Raw genomic sequence first — 16209 nt, 5'->3', positions numbered from 1 at the left:
CGCTCCAGGGATTCTGAAGTTCGATCGAGAAAGTTGTTCTAGGGAGCATTGTGTCACTTTTAGGGGCGAGAGTGCAGGAGATAGCTGATTTACCCGCGATGACTCCGACAGAAGTGCTGTCGCGGTTGCTGGCAGTGCTGCTGCTGATTGCAATTAATGCTTTTTTTGTGGCGGCTGAGTTTTCGATGGTGACGGTACGCCGATCGCGCATCAATCAGTTAGCCGAGGCTGGCGACATAGCAGCTTTAACCGTTCAATCTTTGCAGAAAAGTATCGAGCGATTGCTCTCAACAATGCAGTTGGGAATCACTCTTTCTAGTTTAGCTCTCGGCTGGATTGGGGAAGATACGATCGCCGTGCTAGTCCGAATGTTGATCGCCAGTTTGCCGCTGCCACTTTATATCAAATCGGCGCTGGCCCATTCTTTGGGAATATCAATAGTAACTTTTTTCCTGCTAGCTTACCTGCAAATCGTACTCGGCGAACTTTTCCCCAAATCTGTAGCCCTACTTTATTCCGAACAGCTAGCCAGAAGTTTCGGGCCTCCGACTTTATTGATATCCCGGCTGTTCAATCCCTTTGTGTCGTTTCTCAATCAATCGACTCGATCGCTCTTGCGGTTTGCAGGAATCGAATACAACCTAAGACACCGGCCCGTTACTCCCGAAGAACTGCAATTAATTATAGCTACTTCCAGCGAATCCAGCGGCTTACTAGCAGAAGAGCGAGAATTGCTCAATAACGTGTTTGAATTTGGCGAAGTTTGGGTACAAGAAGTGATGGTGCCGAGGCCAAACATTATCGCACTTCCCAAGACGGCTACCTTTCAAACTTTGCTCGACGAAATGGCAATTTCCAACCATTCCTTCTATCCCGTGACGGGAGATTCTTTAGACGACATTATCGGCATTATTGGCTTCAAACAACTTGCAAAACCCCTAGCTGAAGGTTTGCTATCTCCCGACACAGAAATTGTAACTTGGATGAGTGCAGTGAGGTTTGTGCCGGAGATGATGCTGCTGGGAGAATTGCTGCCTTTGATGCAGCGTTCGTCGGAAGAAATTGCGATCGTAGTCGATGAATTTGGGGGCATTTCCGGGTTAGTGACGCTGAGGGATTTGATCGCCGAAATTATCGGCCGTACTTACCACTCACCCGACAGTAAAGAAATTGCTTTGCAAGTATTGGACGATCGCACTTTTTTAGTACAAGCGCAGCTAAATGTAGATGATGTCAATCAAATATTGAATTTGGATTTGCCGATAGCTGAGGAATATCAAACAATCGGAGGTTTTTTGAGCTATCAGTTGCAAAGAATGCCCGCTGTTGGGGAAGTTTGGCGCGGCGACAATGCAGAAATTACGGTGGTTTCGGCGATCGGCCCGCGGTTGGAACAACTTAAAATTCAGTTGCTGTCAGGGGCGGCGGGCGATCGCACTTTAGGTGAAGTTGCAGCAGCGGATGGGGAAGTTGTGGGGAAAGGGCGCAAGAATAGCGGGTTGAGAGGTATGGCGAAATTTTCTAGTTAAGATTTGGATGGGTAGGGCGATCGAAATAGCACAACTACCGGCGCATCTCATTTGTGCAAATATATTCGTAGGGACGAAGCATTTCGGCAGTAAATCTCTGGTTCTCACTAACAAATTGTCTGCCGAAATGCTTCGCCCTTGCACTCATAGAGATGCACCCACAACTACTCATACCAAATCGTTCATTTTCAATCCTTATCTCAATTCCGGTTACATCAGAATTAATATTACCCAAAATCAGGATACGGCAGTGCCGTTTCCCTACAATTAATCGGGCGAGGGTTACAGCACGGCGCCGTGTCGAAAGCTTGTCATTCCGACGCAGCCGGAATTGATATCAAACGACTACTGGTGTAGATACTCCATAAGCAATAGCAGAGGGAGGGACTTCATATCCTATAACTTTTGCAATCAAATCTCCTTTGTAGAGAAGATGAGTATCCGAACCCACCTTTTGGAGGGTAGTACCCATTGCAACTGTGATTTTATCTCCTTCCTGCCAGTCCATAATTTGTGCATAGTCATTTGCACCGTTGCCCACATAGAAATTAACCCCATTTTCATAAAGAATGTATCGAACAAATGAGTTCTCACCGGGAGAATGAAACAAAAAATCCACTTCACCAAATCCAATTCTTCCCGCTGAATCTACACCTGCACCGCGAAGGATATCAAAGCCATTACCTCCGACGAGAGTATCATTGCCAAGACCTCCAGTGAGAGTGTCATTTCCTGAGTCACCAAACAGGCTGTCATTACCAAGACCTCCAAACAGATAATCCTTCCCAGGGCCGCCAGACAGGATGTCATTGCCCTGGTCACCATACAAAGAGTCATCCTCTGGGCCACCAAGCAGGCTGTCATTGCCTAAGCCACCAAACAAAGAGTCATTTCCGCTACCTCCAGTGAAAGTATCATTTCCAGGGCCACCGGCAAGCGTGTCATTTCCCAGGCCGCCTGTGATACTGTCATTTCCCTTCGTTCCTCCGATCAAAACACCCAATGTTCCCGGACTCAACGGATCTTTGATAGTTGGTGCTGTCAGTGGAATCGGAGTCAAATTAATTCCAGCCGCGATCGAATCAATGTTGTACCCTACGTCTGCCAATACTGACAGATCCAACTTGGTAATTCCCGTATAGTCAGGAGAGCTAGAGTTAGCATAATTAACTCCAGCCTTGTATGCGGGTAACATCAATTCATTAACAGACTCCGTGCTTCCTGCCAGTATACCTTTAGTAGGTTCACCTTGAGTCAGAAGAGGAAAATGGTCTTCTTGCGGCGATTTCGCAAGTTCGACACCATTCGGGGTATTTAATCCTTTGAATACAGGAGGAGTATCAAGATTCCCAGTTGCTGGATTTAGAGTACGCAAGCGGTAAGCTGTTTGCGCCGTCGGACTTAAAAGCAAATTGTTGTTAGTTGTAAAACCTAAAGCGTGTCCAATTTCATGCAATGCAACTGTATACAGGTCGAAATCTTGAGGGCCAAAAACAGTATTGATACCGTCTTTAAAACTCCTATCGGAATTAAAAGATATCGAAGCTACAGATGGTTCAAAATTAATGCCATGTCGTCTGGCCAAAGCATATTCATAGTCATATTTGACTGCTGGATCGCCAGGTTTTTGAATGATGAGACCACCCGATGTTTGGGCGACGCCTTTGTCGCTTGGATTACTAGCAGAATACGATCTAGTTCCTATGTAAATTCGTAAATCAGGAATAGTATCATTGGATGCTAGAGTATCGGTTAAGAAAGCAATAGATGTGGGATTTACTATTTGAAATGTAGTACCCCCAGGAATTTCATCAAAGTCATCTTTGATATACTTTGCCCATTCAGCAGCAGCTCTTCTGACAGTTTCTTGTGCAGCTTTTCCGTCTGGGGTGGAACTATTGAACAGTTGGGAGTTTGAGGCAAATTTATCAAAATCTATTTGTATGTTGAATGCCATGACTGCTTCTCTCTGATGTTATGATGCTTGTTAGTTAACGTTAACTCACCAACAAGTGAAAAATATGAATATTTGGAAGATTTATCAACTCTTACAAAACTTAGTAGAATTACTGAGCTTTGTTCCTCGCAAAATAGTTCAAGCATTCCTCGTTTTTGTCATATCTGTCCTGATCGTAATAGCAGGATACGATATTCCTGCGTCAGTAGCAGTGTCCAAAGATAGCAGCACTTACCGTACATTTACTGATTGGTGTTTGAATAAAGAAACTCTTCAGTCCGGTACTAGAGATATTGTCAACGAAATGTTGAGGCTCACTGCTACTTCTGACTGCAAACAAGCTAGCCTTAAACTTTCAGAGATCGAATCGTTCTCATCCTCATCTAGTAACATTTCTGATATCACACCGCTGAAATTCATGACTAACTTATCAGAACTTTACCTCAGCATCAATCAAATTTCTGATCTGAGTCCGCTAAAATCCCTAACTCATCTATATGTACTCGTTCTCAACAACAATCAAATTTCCGATCTGGGTCCACTAATGTCTTTGAGCAATTTAGGCAAACTTTACCTCAGCAACAATAAAATTGTTCGCATTAACCCCCTAAAATCCCTCACTAAGTTATTTCATCTATACCTCAGCAACAATCAGATTTCGGATATTAGCCCGCTCGGAAATCTCACTAACCTCGTTCGACTAGAACTCGACAACAATCAAATCTCGGATATTAGCCCGCTCAGGTATCTCACTAATCTATTTCCTGAATTAAGACTCCACAACAATCAAATTTCCGATATTAGCCCGCTCAGGTATCTCACCCAATTAGAAGCTATGACACTCCACAACAATCAAATTGTTGATATTAGCCCGCTCAAATATCTCACCAAAATGGAGGTCGTATTGCTCTACAACAACCCGATCGCCAATAAATCTTGTCCGTTACAACCAGAGTCTATTTGTAAATTTGACTACTAGATAAAACATAGCTCAGATGCTGGGATTGCTCTCATAAGAGATTGCTTTCGCTAACGCTTCCCATGAGTAATTGATGCGTCGTAAGTCATATTTAACCGTAAGCCACCGGATCTTTCAACCCCAATTCCTCAAAAGCCTCCAGCCGCAACCGACAAGAATCGCAAACACCGCACGCAGTTTCGCCACCTGCATAGCAAGACCAAGTTTGCTCCCAAGGCACTCCCAACTTGTTGCCTAATTGAATAATTTCGGTTTTTTTAAGTTCAATTAAAGGTGTTATAATTTTAATAGGTTCTCCTTCCCTTCCCTGCTTTGTTCCTAACCGAAATACTTCCTGCATGGCTTGGATGTAATCGAGGCGACAGTCGGGATATCCCGAATAATCTAAAGCGTTGACACCGATGTAAATTCGCTGAGCTTGTAGAGTTTCGGCGTAGGCGAGGGCAAAACTGAGAAAAATCGTATTTCTAGCTGGAACGTAGGTAATTGGGATGTTTTGAGACATTTCTGCAAGGTTGCGATCGATCGGCAATTCCATCTGATTGTCCGTCAAAGCCGAACCGCCCCACAGCGTCAAGTCAAAGTTTATCACCTGATGCGCCTTAACATCCGCTGAAAGCGCGATCGCCCTTGCTGAATCCAACTCCCGCCGGTGTCTTTGTTGGTAGTCAAAGGAAATCGTGTAACATTCGCAGCCGTCGGCTTTGGCTTGATACAAAACAGTTGAGGAGTCCAGCCCTCCCGACAATAAAATAACTGCTTTCACTTAAAATAACCTCCATTAAATTAGCCTTTACATTTATATCAAATTAGTTGTGAATTGACAAGATTACAGCGATGGATTTTAACGAACCGCGAAGACGCGAAGGAAGAGAAGAGAAGAGAAATATTTGACAGTTTGTGCGAGAATTGCTATAAGTTTAACTTGCTAACAAATTGTCTAGTTCCCGGTAATCTGGCAAAGTTGTATCAATTTCTTGACCTTGCCGCAAAACTGTGCGATCGCGCTGCGATCGAGATAACAATTCGCTGAAAGTTCGCGCCTTAAATAAAATCAAGTCTGCGGGTAAACCAACTCCGATTCGTCCTACATTCGGCAATCCCATTAAATCTGCTGGTGTTGTTGTGACTGTGCGCGGCCAATCTTCCCAAGGCCTGTCTAAATGGGCTATGCGGACTGACATATTAAAGACTTCTAAAACATCGTGATCTCCAAATCCGTAAAACGGATCGCGACAGTTGTCGCTAGCAACTGTGACGGGAATTCCTGCTGCTTTGAGTTCGTGCACCAGCGTCACTCCCCGCCAGCGCGGTGTACGCCCCGATTCTCTGTCTTGCAAATAAAGGTTGCACATCGGTAAGCTGACAATGCCAATATTTGCTTGCTTGACTAATGTCAAAGTTTCTGTTACTAAATCGGGCGGTTGTACGGCTAAACTGCAGCAGTGCCCGCAGATTATTTGACCGCTAAATTCATAGCGAATAGCCGTTTTTGCTACTTCCCGCAGTGTTACTGATTCTGGATCGTCGGTTTCGTCGGTGTGGAAGTCGAGGTTTAAACCGCGTTCTTGGGCTAAGCTAAATACGCGATCGAGTTGTTTGTCTAAATCCGGGTTCATGTAGGCGACTCCGCCGAGGATGCCGCCGATTTGGGCAATTTTGTCTGCTAATTTTTCGCCTGCTGGTGTCAGGTAATAGTCGAGGGAAACTAGGGAAACTGCTTGCAAAATTAGCCGATCGCTCCATTCGGCTTGCAAGGCTTCAAATACTGCTAAACTAACGGTTCCCCCATCGCCTGCGCTGTCGATGTGAGTGCGGATGGCTTTGGTGCCGTGGGCGTAGCTGCACTTGAGGCCGAACTGCATCCGCCGGTAAACATCCTCTGCATTCCAGTGTTTTTCGGCGTCAGCGCGCACAGTCTCCAGCGCACTTGCAAAAGTTCCGTCGGGATTGGGCGATCGTTCCCAAATGTGGCCTTTGTCTAAATGCGCGTGCATATCCACAAAGCAAGGGAAAACTAAGCCGTTTTGCAAGTCTACAATTGGAATATCTCGAAGTTGCGATAAAGGTTCTGTATTGGTGGGGATGATTTGGGCGATCGCACCCGCTGCAATTTCCAGATCCACCGCACAAAAATTGTTCTCTGTCCCCGTTGTTGCAATTGCAGAAACTGAGGGTGCGATCGACTGCATTTCTAGCAGAGACGCGGGGAGGCGAGCATTTTTGAGCAAATAATTAGATGTACTTGGCAACATTAACTTTGTGAGTTAGAATTTTATTAAAAATTTAGCGATACCAGTTTTAAATATAGCAATTATTTCTAAATTTGGGAACTTTTTTATTTCTCTATTTCCATTTTCCTCTCTTTTTTTCTCCTTTGCGCCCTCTGCGCGTCTGCGGTTCGTTAAGCTGTTGTGCATCTAGATTCTGTATGGTGATTGAGGGGGAGAGGGGGAGAGAGGGAGAGGGGGAGAGAGGGAGAAGATTTTTGATCGATCGTCGAAATATACAATGTTTATTTGCACAACAGCTTAAAAAAATATGATTCACACATCAAATATAATTGCTCTAGAAGATTTCGCTAAAATTGGATAGCTCGAATTCTTCCGCAGACACAATTCTGTTGTTACAATCGATAATCGTTTAAAATTGCCATAGCCAGAGCCAAAAATAACTGTGTCACAACCCAAGCATATAGTTTTAACATCCCATCCCGACAGATCCGGTACAGAACCAATTCCCATTTGTTGGGGAGAAATCGATCCTCTCAAACGGGGGCCCGTGATTGGCAGCCTCAGCAAATCTTCTCACCGGAATGCGATCGGCACTCATTCGGGTTCCTATTCTGTTTATCGAGCGCTAGCAGTTGCTTCCGGCGCACTTCAAGCCGATCACCTGCCCGATTTTACTAACACGTCTCCGGCGGCGCGCATCGGGCCTCACCCGAGTTGGGGCGATCGCAATTTGATTGTTTCTCTCGATCCCTTTGGGGGTTTGGTCAGCCAAATTTATACTTCATTTTTTCAGCAGGGATACGATATTCGCCCGACAATTGCTGTTACTAAAGCTCATATTAATATGCCGGAATTGCAAGATGCCATCGCTAAGGGGCGCGTGCAAATTGATGGCAAAATAGTCAAAGAAGGCGGCAATTTAGCGGTGACAAAAATTGCGATCGACCCCGTGTGGTATTTGCCGGGAATTGCCCGCAGGATAGGCGTGCAAGAAAGTGTTCTCCGCCGCGTTTTATTCGAGCAAACAGGCGGTATGTTCTCGGATTTGGTGACGCGGCCGGATTTACAGGTTTTCTTGCCCCCAATTGGCGGAACTACAGTTTATATTATTGGCGATGTCGCGCATATTTCTGACCCTCAGAAGCAGTTGGCGGTAAGGGTACACGATGAATGTAACGGTTCTGATGTGTTCAGTTCAGATATCTGCACTTGCCGCCCTTATTTGGTACATGGGATTGAAATTTGCATCCAAACTGCACAATCGGGCGGTTCTGGAGTAATTGTTTATTTCCGCAAGGAAGGCAGAGCTTTGGGGGAAGTTACGAAGTTTTTGGTGTACAATGCCAGAAAACGGCAGGAAGGGGGCGATCGCGCTGATGCCTATTTTACTCGTACTGAATGTGTCGCCGGAGTTCAAGATATGCGGTTTCAAGAACTCATGCCAGATGTTTTGCACTGGTTGGGGATCTCTCGAATTGACAGTTTAGTTTCTATGAGCGATCTCAAATACAATGCAATTATCAATTCTGGCATTCAAGTAGTCGATCGCATCCCCATTCCCGAAAATTGGATTCCCGCAGACGCCCAAGTCGAAATCGCCGCCAAAAAAGCAGCAGGCTACTACACGCCAGACCCCGTGCCAGATGCTACAATTCTTGCAGAAGCCATGATTGACGCGATTTAGGAGATTGACAGGCCAAAGACGCGAACAATCGGGCGCGAACAATCGCGTCTTTGCCAAATAAAATTTATTGCTGGTCTTTGATCGGTCAGGGTAGGTTATGGCTAATTTGCGTTCTACTGTTATCGTAAAAACAGATATTTGCGGATATACCGTCCGAGTCAAAAAGTTATCTCAGTCCGAATTAAGTAGTTTGTTAAACGAGCATAAAAATTTCATTTCAGATATTACTATCAGAAATGAAGGCAGCATGATTAAAGGGGAAGGTGATTCATTTTGGATGATTTTTCCCAGCGTGACTGCAGCGGCGATGGCAGCCATAGAAATGCAGCAAGAATTGAGGGCTGAACAATCTAGTAAATCGAACGATGAACGATTGGCTATTCGCGTGTCGATTACCCTAGGAGATGTCTTGCACCAAGATAAAGATATCTTTGGGGATACAGTGAATTTAACAGCGCGGATAGAATCAGTAACTCCGCCAGATGAAATATATTTGTCCCAAGCAGCATGGCTGGCCCTCAACAAAGCAGAAGTGCAAACATCTTTTGTGAACGAGTTTTCTTTGAAAGGGATGAGCGAACCTGAAAAAGTTTACAAAGTTGACCAGAGTTACAAAACGCGAATAGTAGAAAATCAAGCGATAATTAAAGCTGATTTGAGAGGTTTTATTGCTTATCAAGAATCTAATTCTATCAAAGATGTTGAATATTTACTGACTAAGTTTGATAATTTTGAAAAAACAATTTGTGAAGAATACGGCGGTACAATTCGGAGTATTGTTGGTGATTCGCACTTGTTAACTTTTCAGGAAGCTCACTCAGCCTTAGCTGCAATGGAAAGTTTGTGCGAGAATTGGAAACTGTTTATTCGCGGCAATCAAATACCTTGCGGCTTGTCGGTAGGAATTACTAAAGGAAATTTGTATATATTTCGGTCTTGCACTTACGGAAAAGATATTAACATCGCCGACAGGCTGGAAGATTTAAGTAAAATAATATCTCCGGCTACTGACAAAAATTCAGTGATAGTTTCCGATCAAATAAAACGCGAAGTCAGCGGCTCAAAGTGGGAGTACAAGCTGATCAAAATCGATAAAAATGCGATTTTAGATAATCTTTTAGATTACAGTCAGTTTGACTTTTTTCAAGAAAATGATGTTTATCGGTGTTTGATTGTATGAAGTTGAGCAAACTTGAACTAGAAACTGTACAATATCTGAGAACGCCGGCTGCGATTCGCCAAAAGTGCGATCGGCTTTTTAATTTAGCCTCCGAAAATAAACTATCCTACTTCCACGTCGATTTATCCCAACTCGACAAAGCAGCAAATTATGTAATCGAAACCACCCACCAACAGTATCCCGATTTTAACATTCCCTTTCACAGTCGCTGGCGGCATTTTGAAGCCGGCAACCTGCCGCGACTAGCCGAATTAGATGCAGCTTTAACAGAATTTTCACCCATAGAACAAGCTAAGATCAAGTTTGATTTAGCAATTGTCAGCGTTTTGCTTGATGCCGGTGCCGGTGCAGATTGGCAGTATTGCGAACCAGAAACAGGACAAATTTACCGCCGTTCAGAAGGGTTAGCAATAGCCAGTTTTCGGATGTTTTGTCAAGGTGTTTTTTCCAGCAATCCCGATTTTCCTTTTTCTGCTGATTCGCGGGGGCTTTCTCAATTAAAACTAGAAACTTTAGCTGCTGGATTTCAGGTAAGTCGAGACAATCCCCTAGTTGGTTTAACGGGCAGATTAGAATTGTTGCAGCGTTTGGGGAAGGCGATTTGCCAGCATCGATTATTATTTGGTAGCGAAAACCCGCGTCCCGGCAATTTGGTACAATACTTGCTCGACAGTCGGGTTTCTGGAGTCAAAACTGTGAATGCTTCTGAAGTATTGAATGCTGTTTTGACAGGTTTTGAGGAGATTTGGCCGGGAAGATATGCCATTGGTGGGGTTAATTTAGGGGATGTTTGGCGGCATTCAGCTTTGGCGGGAGAAAATTTTGGAGATAACTTTGTGCCGTTTCACAAACTCTCGCAGTGGTTGACTTATTCGCTGTTGGAACCGCTGCAACAACTGGGTTTAGAAGTCGCAGGATTGGATGAGTTAACGGGTTTGGCGGAGTATCGCAACGGTGGTTTGTGTTTGGATGTCGGGCTGCTGCGGGTAAAAGATGCGGCTGTTGGCGATCGTAGTTATTTGCCCGGTTCGGAAGTTATAGTGGAATGGCGATCGCTAACTGTGATTCTTTTAGATAAGATTGCCGCAACTATGCGAAAAAAGCTGCATTTGAGTGCGACAGAATTGCCGCTGGTGAAGATTTTGCAAGGGGGAACTTGGGCGGCGGGGCGAAAAATTGCCGGGGAATTGAGAGTCGGTGGAGTGCCACCAATTCGGATTGAAAGTGACGGTACTGTGTTTTAGGATCGAAAACTTAATAATACCATTTTTCTTTCATATGTGCTATAGATGAAGTCTTAGCCCCCCCGAAATCGCGGGGGGGTTGGGGGGGTAATATCTAGCGCTACTTTATGAAATTGGTATAACTTAAACACCTCCTACAGTCCTCTCTCTTGTAAGTTGCCAGAAAGAAGGAGGCAGAGCCTCCGCACCTGCATTACCAGGCAGAGCCTGGTAACGAGCAGTCGCTTAAGTTATTAAATTTTCATTCCTTAGCGGCAAGTGCGATATTTGACGTGATACACTAAACCGCGATGAGCTAAATCGAAGGAGTCAACGGTTGCCATGCCGGCACCGCGGGCTGTCATCGCAGCATTTACTCGCATATTTACACTGTCGCCGCAGCGAGACCAAACATTAGCTACAGTGGCTAAACTATCTCGAACGTTGTAGTTAGTTTCTCCGCTTAAATTACGATTAAAAACTGGGCCGCGGCTTCCTGCAAAAAAGTATTCGGCTCGCAGGTTTCCTGTGGTTTTAGGAGCAATGTAGCCGCGATAATCGGCATCGTAGATAGAAATTTGGAAGCCTTGGGGTACTTTGATGGGGATGCTCAGATTGCAGCTTTTCCGGGTTTCTGTTGAGACATTTCCTTGGGCTGCAAACTTATCAAATAGGATGGTGAGTTCTTGACCGTCGGGGCTGACGCTGACGCTGGCGGAGCGGTCTGGGCAGCCACTGCCGCCGTAGCTGGCTCCTAATATTTGAACTGCTGGATTTGCCAAGGCGGGGCTGATAGAAGCGGCCATTAATGCTGTCGCCAGCAAGAGTTTTGCAAATTTCATGGATGTTCTCCTTAATGTTTTTTTGTTAGGACAACTCTGAAAAATTCAAGGAATATTGAGGCGATGCCTTTCTATTTAGGAGATGGCAAGCCTTTACTGAAAAGGCAGTCAGTTTCGTTTCTGACTGAGAGCTAGATATCTGTATTTAGCTCGAAACTTTTTCGAGTAGCATTAATTTATGTATTAATGCTTGTTGTGTCCTGATACTTTCTAATATTCATTTCCTTCAAAGAGTGTTCCGGAAGATTTGATGGAATAATATTCATCTTTTTTTTGAGGCTTTGTGGGGAACAAAGTTCTGGTTTTTGGGTCGGCGCTGCGCTAGGAGGTATTTGTTGGACGACGAATTATATGCCTTAGCTATTGGCTGAGAAAAGATGCTTTAATTCGGGAATCAGACCTGCTGGATTTGTAGTAAAAGGCTCTGTCTGCTAGTGGCGAAGGAGGAAAAGGTGGCGATCGAGTATTATGTCAAAGTTCCCCTGGATATCGAACCGCGAGATGTTTTAATTGTCGATCGGATGCTGGCTGCTGGTAACTCAGCATTAGCTACTGCGGATCGGCTTTACGGCACTATTTGAATTGAATCAAATTATTTTCTGCTGTATATACCAATACATTCATTGTAAAATAAGTGTACTCACACAAGTATTACTTTGATTCTGTTATAAAATGTAATTTATCAAGTTTTAATGTCAGGGAAAATCTATATGTATAGCCTTTCTCAAAAAGATGATGTACTATCCGGTATAGGGCATAGGGCATAGGGCATAGGCCATACCTCACTTTTTAGAGAACCGCTATAGCAATATTTGTATGGTTTTTGATGTGGAATTCATAAATTGCATTGTCTATATGTATTTACTGCATTTGAGCATAAAAATTTATGCTTTTAGTGTAACTAATGACAGGATTTAGTAGATAAAATAGATGTATGATGCTAATCGCTGGCGATCGACTAATAACATTTTTTGTAAGAGGAAAAAAGAATGGAGACTACAGTACATAAGGAAGCCCCACATCAGCCTGCTGAGGAAGTGAAAGTTAACAGCATCAACAGTGTGCAGTTTGAGCTTTGGGCGAAAGCTGTGAAGCAACAGATGATTGCAGCACTTTCTAAAAAGGGCGGGATGTAATATCTCTGGCTGTTGTTGGCGCGAGTTGTGTAAATTGAATTAAGAAAATTGCTCTCTGTATTTTTTTCCGAAATTGATCGGGGGATTGGGACAAAAGAGCGAACATTAGTCCGCACTACGAAGCACATCTTTACAGTTCGTAGTGCGGACTAATGTTCGCAGTTTAAGAGCGGGCTTTAGTCCGCACTACGAACCAGATATTTACGAACTACATCTTATTGTTGTCAATCGATGGGACATAATATCAAGAGTGTGTCTTGGATTGTTTCCCTGCAGAATGCTTTTTGCCTGATTACGATCGCTTGTCAACGGCCGCCAGCAAGCGCAGACTTCCGTCTTGAATCTGCACCGCTTTCACCGTTCCGACAGCGACTCTTTGTTGACCGTTAGCCATCGCTACCTCAATTTTTATCTTGGGGTCAGCCTGCAAGCCCAACCGCCCCCAGAGCCATTTAATTTGAGTATCGGGAAAAGAGCGCACTTCTACATCTGCAAAGGGCGAATTAACCCAGCGGATACCGTCGTAAAAACTCGCTACTTGCACCTGATACCAAACTTGTTCAGAGGTCAATTTTAACTCGCTTTTGGCTTCGGGTTCCAGCCAGTCAGCGGGGTTGACATTGTTAATTAATGTAGCAGAACCCATAATTTGACTTTTGTGGTCTTCTAAAGTTTGGGCGAGAGAAACTGCTTCATCAAGTTTGTTGACCAAATTCCGAATTCGACTTCTAGTTTCGCTGTCGGTATCTGATTGCTGGTCGAGCCAATTCATTGCTTCGCGAGTTCCGTCTTGAGAGGCTACAATCAGAGCGCCCCAAGCCTTGGCATCGCCGTCAGCGGCATTGATTCTCAAGGCGGCATCTACGCGGTTCATAATTCGCCCGCCGTCATTTTTGAGGGTTGTGGCAATTTCGTGACTGTTGCTGGGATCGGCTTCAAATACTTGCAAAGCTTCACTCCAGCGGCCGTCGATCAATTCTGCGAGCACTTGTTGGCCGGGACTGGCCCAAGATGCGATCGCCTGAGCACGAGTAATTTTAGCGTGAAATTCGATCGTTTCTAGTTGAGCTTGCGCGAGTGCGGGCCAATTTTTGCCGGCTTTACCCTTAGCAATACGCATGACATTTAATCCTGGAGACCACAGCCCGCTGTTGGCGAGCCGCAGCCCGTTTTTGTAAGTCTGATCGTTGAAGGCAAATTCTTCTAAAGAAATCGGAGTTAACTGAACTGGGTTCGGCACAAATTTGCGCGGGCCAATTTGATAAAGGGTAAATTGCGGCTCTAAACCAACTGTTTGGTCGATCGCCAATTGCGGATTTGAACCCTTCACAATTTGCTGCCAATTCGGCGGTTGTCCGGCCGCACTCACCCAATCCAACAGCGAGACTAAATGATTTTGGCTGGGGTTGTAGCGAATGACTTGTCCGTAGGGAATTTTCTTGTCGCCGCGCACCAGTTTACCGCTGACATTAAACCAAATACCTTCGGCGGGGGGCTTGCCGTCAAAGCGGCGCAGTTCTGTTAGGGGTAGCGACTGATTGGAGGCTTGATTGTCGGACTGGGAGTCAGCTAAAGAAGCAATCACAAAAGATTCGGCAGGGCCTTCTACACTCACAGAACTTGCTAACTGAAAATACTGCTCTTTATCGGAATCGCGATCGGGAAGCTGTACCCGCTTGTACACGCGAAGTTCGACAATTTGACGGCAAGGATTTTTGCAAACCGTAGAAGCATTAACTGTCCTTTCTACCATCACCGGCAACAGTAAATCGGCAATAGAATTATCCGCAGATTTCTCGGCGGGAAGCGGTAGGGGTTCGCCGGTTATGAAGCCCAATTTGCGGACGCTGGCTTTGATTTGGGCGAGAGTTTGGATGGAATCCCTACTACCGGTAGGCAGGCGCGACCATCCAGGCACAAACTGAGAGACCAACTTGTTACCGTTGGGATCGACAATTAGCTGGTAACTCAGCCAAGCGCCGCCTCCCATCAAAGCGGAACAGCCGCACAAGATGCCGAGGGCTGTCAAATTAGCTACGAGTCTTTTCCACGGATATCTGGCGCGAGTTGGGGAAGGAAGTAGGGGAAGCTGGGAATCTTGAAGTTTTTTGGGGCGACGATTGCGGCGGCGTCTTGTCGGAGGAGGAGGAGCAACTTTTGAATTTTCTGGGGGTTTGACTCGGCGTTTCGAGGGGTTAATTTTGTGTTCCATCGTCCGTCCAATTTTAGAATTTAGATTTTAGAATTTCGAGTTTAAAGTTGCAATAGTCGATCGTACTGCCGACCTATGATATCCCAGGTGTATTGACTTTCAACGAGGGCGCGCGCGCTTTCGGACAACTCCTGTCGCTGTTGCTGATTTTCAAACAAACTGGTAATCGCCTCAACATACTCCTGAACTTTGTTCGCCCGCAAGGCCCTTGTCGGTTGTGGGCCGCCACCGAGGGCTAAACCCTCCAAACCTCGATCGCTCGCCACCACGGGAGTTCCCGCAGCCATCGCCTCCAAAGTTTTATTTTTAATCCCGAAACCAATCCTCATCGGCACCACACAAACTGCAGCCTGATGCAAATATTCTGCCACCCTTTGCACCCGACCTACTACTTGAATTCCTTGGAGTTTCCCCAAGGCGAGCACTTCCGGGACTGGCGAAGCTCCGACTAGAGTGAGGGTAGCATCGGGATATCGCTGCTGCAAGGAAGGCAATATTTGCAAACTGAGAAATCTGGCGGCGTCAATATTGGGCAAATTGTTCATTGCGCCTGCAAAGATTAAGGTGTGTCCTCCCGGATCGATCGACCGGTACGGAAATTCTGTCAAATCCACGCCGTTAGGAATGACATCAATCGGAGGCACAAAAAAATCTGGTTTTTCTCCGAGTCTTCCCGCTGGCGACAGCAATTCTAGGAGTTGCTGCTTGTCTGTGGATGTGGTGGCAACAATGCGGGAAAATTTGGCACAGTAGCGTCTTTCGTAGCGGGCGAGTAGCGGCAAATTTAGTCGATCGCGCAGAGGTTTTTGGGAAGTGCCGGTGATTAACATTTCCCTGCAAGTTCCCCAAACCGAACTGTGAATATTGACCACTGTCAGCAGTTTTTGTCGCCATTCTGGACGCACGTAAATCTCGTTAACGCTGTGTTCGCAGGTAACAGCATCGCATTTCCCTGCAGCTACCAAATCGTCAGCCCAATTTTGCATTGCTTGAGAGTAGCTTGAGAGCACGTTTGGAGGTGTCCCGGATAACAAAAATTGACCGAATCTGTGGAATTTTCCGAGTATTTCAGAGAACCCCCCCTCAGTCCCCCCCTTAGTAAGGGGGGGAGGTAAGAATTTTCCCTGAGTCTCCTGGTGGAGTCTTAGCCCCCCCTTAGCAAGGGGGGGTTGGGGGGGTGCTAGGGAAGCCAAGAATCCCTCCTCAGTCTCCTGGTTGAGTCTTAGCCCCCCC

15 protein-coding genes are annotated in these 16209 nt (G+C 45.5%); 8 read left to right on the top strand and 7 right to left on the bottom strand.

Annotated features, from left to right (window positions below; genetic code table 11):
* Positions 1-50 precede the first annotated feature (50 nt).
* Both AACV78_RS26465 and AACV78_RS26460 read left to right on the top strand, forming a co-directional pair.
* Positions 51-1529 (top strand): CNNM domain-containing protein, encoded by a 1479-nt coding sequence (locus tag AACV78_RS26465; protein WP_194011116.1) that lies wholly within the window; start codon positions 51-53, stop codon positions 1527-1529.
* Between the two features lie 7 nt (positions 1530-1536).
* The gene (locus AACV78_RS26460) at positions 1537-1800 is read left to right on the top strand and encodes a hypothetical protein (RefSeq protein WP_194011117.1); all 264 of its coding nucleotides are present in this window, start codon (positions 1537-1539) and stop codon (positions 1798-1800) included.
* Between the two features lie 66 nt (positions 1801-1866).
* On the opposite strand, the gene AACV78_RS26455 is transcribed toward AACV78_RS26460, so the two are convergent.
* A complete protein-coding gene (locus AACV78_RS26455; protein ID WP_194011118.1) occupies positions 1867-3486 on the bottom strand; it encodes a hypothetical protein in 1620 nt (539 codons plus the stop codon).
* 64 nt (positions 3487-3550) lie between these two features.
* On the opposite strand from AACV78_RS26455, the gene AACV78_RS26450 reads away from it, so the two are divergent.
* Positions 3551-4465: a leucine-rich repeat domain-containing protein gene (locus tag AACV78_RS26450; RefSeq protein ID WP_194011119.1), complete on the top strand. Its 915-nt coding sequence runs from the start codon at positions 3551-3553 to the stop codon at positions 4463-4465.
* A 91-nt stretch (positions 4466-4556) separates the two neighbouring features.
* On the opposite strand, the gene queC is transcribed toward AACV78_RS26450, so the two are convergent.
* From queC to AACV78_RS26435, 3 genes are all read right to left on the bottom strand, one after another.
* Positions 4557-5231 carry a 7-cyano-7-deazaguanine synthase QueC gene (gene queC / locus AACV78_RS26445; protein WP_194011120.1) on the bottom strand — a complete coding sequence of 225 codons (675 nt, stop codon included), beginning with the start codon at positions 5229-5231 and terminating at the stop codon, positions 4557-4559.
* 154 nt (positions 5232-5385) lie between these two features.
* The gene (locus AACV78_RS26440) at positions 5386-6720 is read right to left on the bottom strand and encodes a cytosine deaminase (protein ID WP_194011121.1); all 1335 of its coding nucleotides are present in this window, start codon (positions 6718-6720) and stop codon (positions 5386-5388) included.
* 12 nt (positions 6721-6732) lie between these two features.
* Positions 6733-6885 carry a hypothetical protein gene (locus tag AACV78_RS26435; RefSeq protein WP_228042483.1) on the bottom strand — a complete coding sequence of 51 codons (153 nt, stop codon included), beginning with the start codon at positions 6883-6885 and terminating at the stop codon, positions 6733-6735.
* Positions 6886-7141: 256 nt separating this feature from the next.
* Between AACV78_RS26435 and AACV78_RS26430 the strand changes: the two genes are divergently transcribed.
* The 3 genes from AACV78_RS26430 (at position 7142) to AACV78_RS26420 (ending at position 10807) form a co-directional block, all read left to right on the top strand.
* Positions 7142-8383, top strand: a complete 1242-nt coding sequence (locus tag AACV78_RS26430) for a GTP cyclohydrolase II (protein WP_194013084.1) — start codon at positions 7142-7144, stop codon at positions 8381-8383.
* A gap of 97 nt (positions 8384-8480) precedes the next feature.
* Positions 8481-9563 (top strand): adenylate/guanylate cyclase domain-containing protein, encoded by a 1083-nt coding sequence (locus AACV78_RS26425; protein ID WP_194013083.1) that lies wholly within the window; start codon positions 8481-8483, stop codon positions 9561-9563.
* Positions 9560-10807 carry a URC4/urg3 family protein gene (locus tag AACV78_RS26420; RefSeq protein WP_194013082.1) on the top strand — a complete coding sequence of 416 codons (1248 nt, stop codon included), beginning with the start codon at positions 9560-9562 and terminating at the stop codon, positions 10805-10807. The genes AACV78_RS26425 and AACV78_RS26420 overlap by 4 nt, the downstream gene beginning before the upstream one ends.
* Before the next feature lie 248 nt (positions 10808-11055).
* On the opposite strand, the gene AACV78_RS26415 is transcribed toward AACV78_RS26420, so the two are convergent.
* Positions 11056-11628 carry a DUF4360 domain-containing protein gene (locus tag AACV78_RS26415; protein WP_194013026.1) on the bottom strand — a complete coding sequence of 191 codons (573 nt, stop codon included), beginning with the start codon at positions 11626-11628 and terminating at the stop codon, positions 11056-11058.
* A gap of 434 nt (positions 11629-12062) precedes the next feature.
* Here AACV78_RS26415 and AACV78_RS26410 point away from each other — a divergent pair, with 434 nt between their 5' ends.
* The gene (locus AACV78_RS26410) at positions 12063-12209 is read left to right on the top strand and encodes a uracil phosphoribosyltransferase (RefSeq protein WP_228042482.1); all 147 of its coding nucleotides are present in this window, start codon (positions 12063-12065) and stop codon (positions 12207-12209) included.
* Between the two features lie 408 nt (positions 12210-12617).
* Positions 12618-12764 (top strand): hypothetical protein, encoded by a 147-nt coding sequence (locus AACV78_RS26405; RefSeq protein ID WP_194013027.1) that lies wholly within the window; start codon positions 12618-12620, stop codon positions 12762-12764.
* 292 nt (positions 12765-13056) lie between these two features.
* On the opposite strand, the gene AACV78_RS26400 is transcribed toward AACV78_RS26405, so the two are convergent.
* Both AACV78_RS26400 and AACV78_RS26395 read right to left on the bottom strand, forming a co-directional pair.
* Entirely contained in the window at positions 13057-14976 is a 1920-nt protein-coding gene (locus AACV78_RS26400) for a hypothetical protein (RefSeq protein WP_194013028.1), read from the bottom strand.
* A 41-nt stretch (positions 14977-15017) separates the two neighbouring features.
* Positions 15018-16209: glycosyltransferase family 4 protein (locus tag AACV78_RS26395; protein WP_194074359.1), on the bottom strand; the 1192-nt coding region annotated here is incomplete at its 5' end.

Origin of the sequence: Tychonema sp. LEGE 07196, from assembly GCF_963890365.1 — a bacterium.
Classification (GTDB): domain Bacteria; phylum Cyanobacteriota; class Cyanobacteriia; order Cyanobacteriales; family Microcoleaceae; genus Microcoleus.
Note: the sequence above shows the minus strand (reverse complement) of the source record. Positions and strands in the feature narration are given on the sequence as shown.

Coding starts and splice junctions, on each gene's coding strand:
- AACV78_RS26460 (WP_194011117.1), top strand. CDS start 1,537: ATGGGTAGGGCGATCGAAATAGCACAACTACCGGCGCATCTCATTTGT.
- AACV78_RS26455 (WP_194011118.1), bottom strand. CDS start 3,486: ATGGCATTCAACATACAAATAGATTTTGATAAATTTGCCTCAAACTCC.
- AACV78_RS26450 (WP_194011119.1), top strand. CDS start 3,551: ATGAATATTTGGAAGATTTATCAACTCTTACAAAACTTAGTAGAATTA.
- AACV78_RS26440 (WP_194011121.1), bottom strand. CDS start 6,720: ATGTTGCCAAGTACATCTAATTATTTGCTCAAAAATGCTCGCCTCCCC.
- AACV78_RS26435 (WP_228042483.1), bottom strand. CDS start 6,885: ATGCACAACAGCTTAACGAACCGCAGACGCGCAGAGGGCGCAAAGGAG.
- AACV78_RS26425 (WP_194013083.1), top strand. CDS start 8,481: ATGGCTAATTTGCGTTCTACTGTTATCGTAAAAACAGATATTTGCGGA.
- AACV78_RS26420 (WP_194013082.1), top strand. CDS start 9,560: ATGAAGTTGAGCAAACTTGAACTAGAAACTGTACAATATCTGAGAACG.
- AACV78_RS26415 (WP_194013026.1), bottom strand. CDS start 11,628: ATGAAATTTGCAAAACTCTTGCTGGCGACAGCATTAATGGCCGCTTCT.
- AACV78_RS26405 (WP_194013027.1), top strand. CDS start 12,618: ATGGAGACTACAGTACATAAGGAAGCCCCACATCAGCCTGCTGAGGAA.
- AACV78_RS26400 (WP_194013028.1), bottom strand. CDS start 14,976: ATGGAACACAAAATTAACCCCTCGAAACGCCGAGTCAAACCCCCAGAA.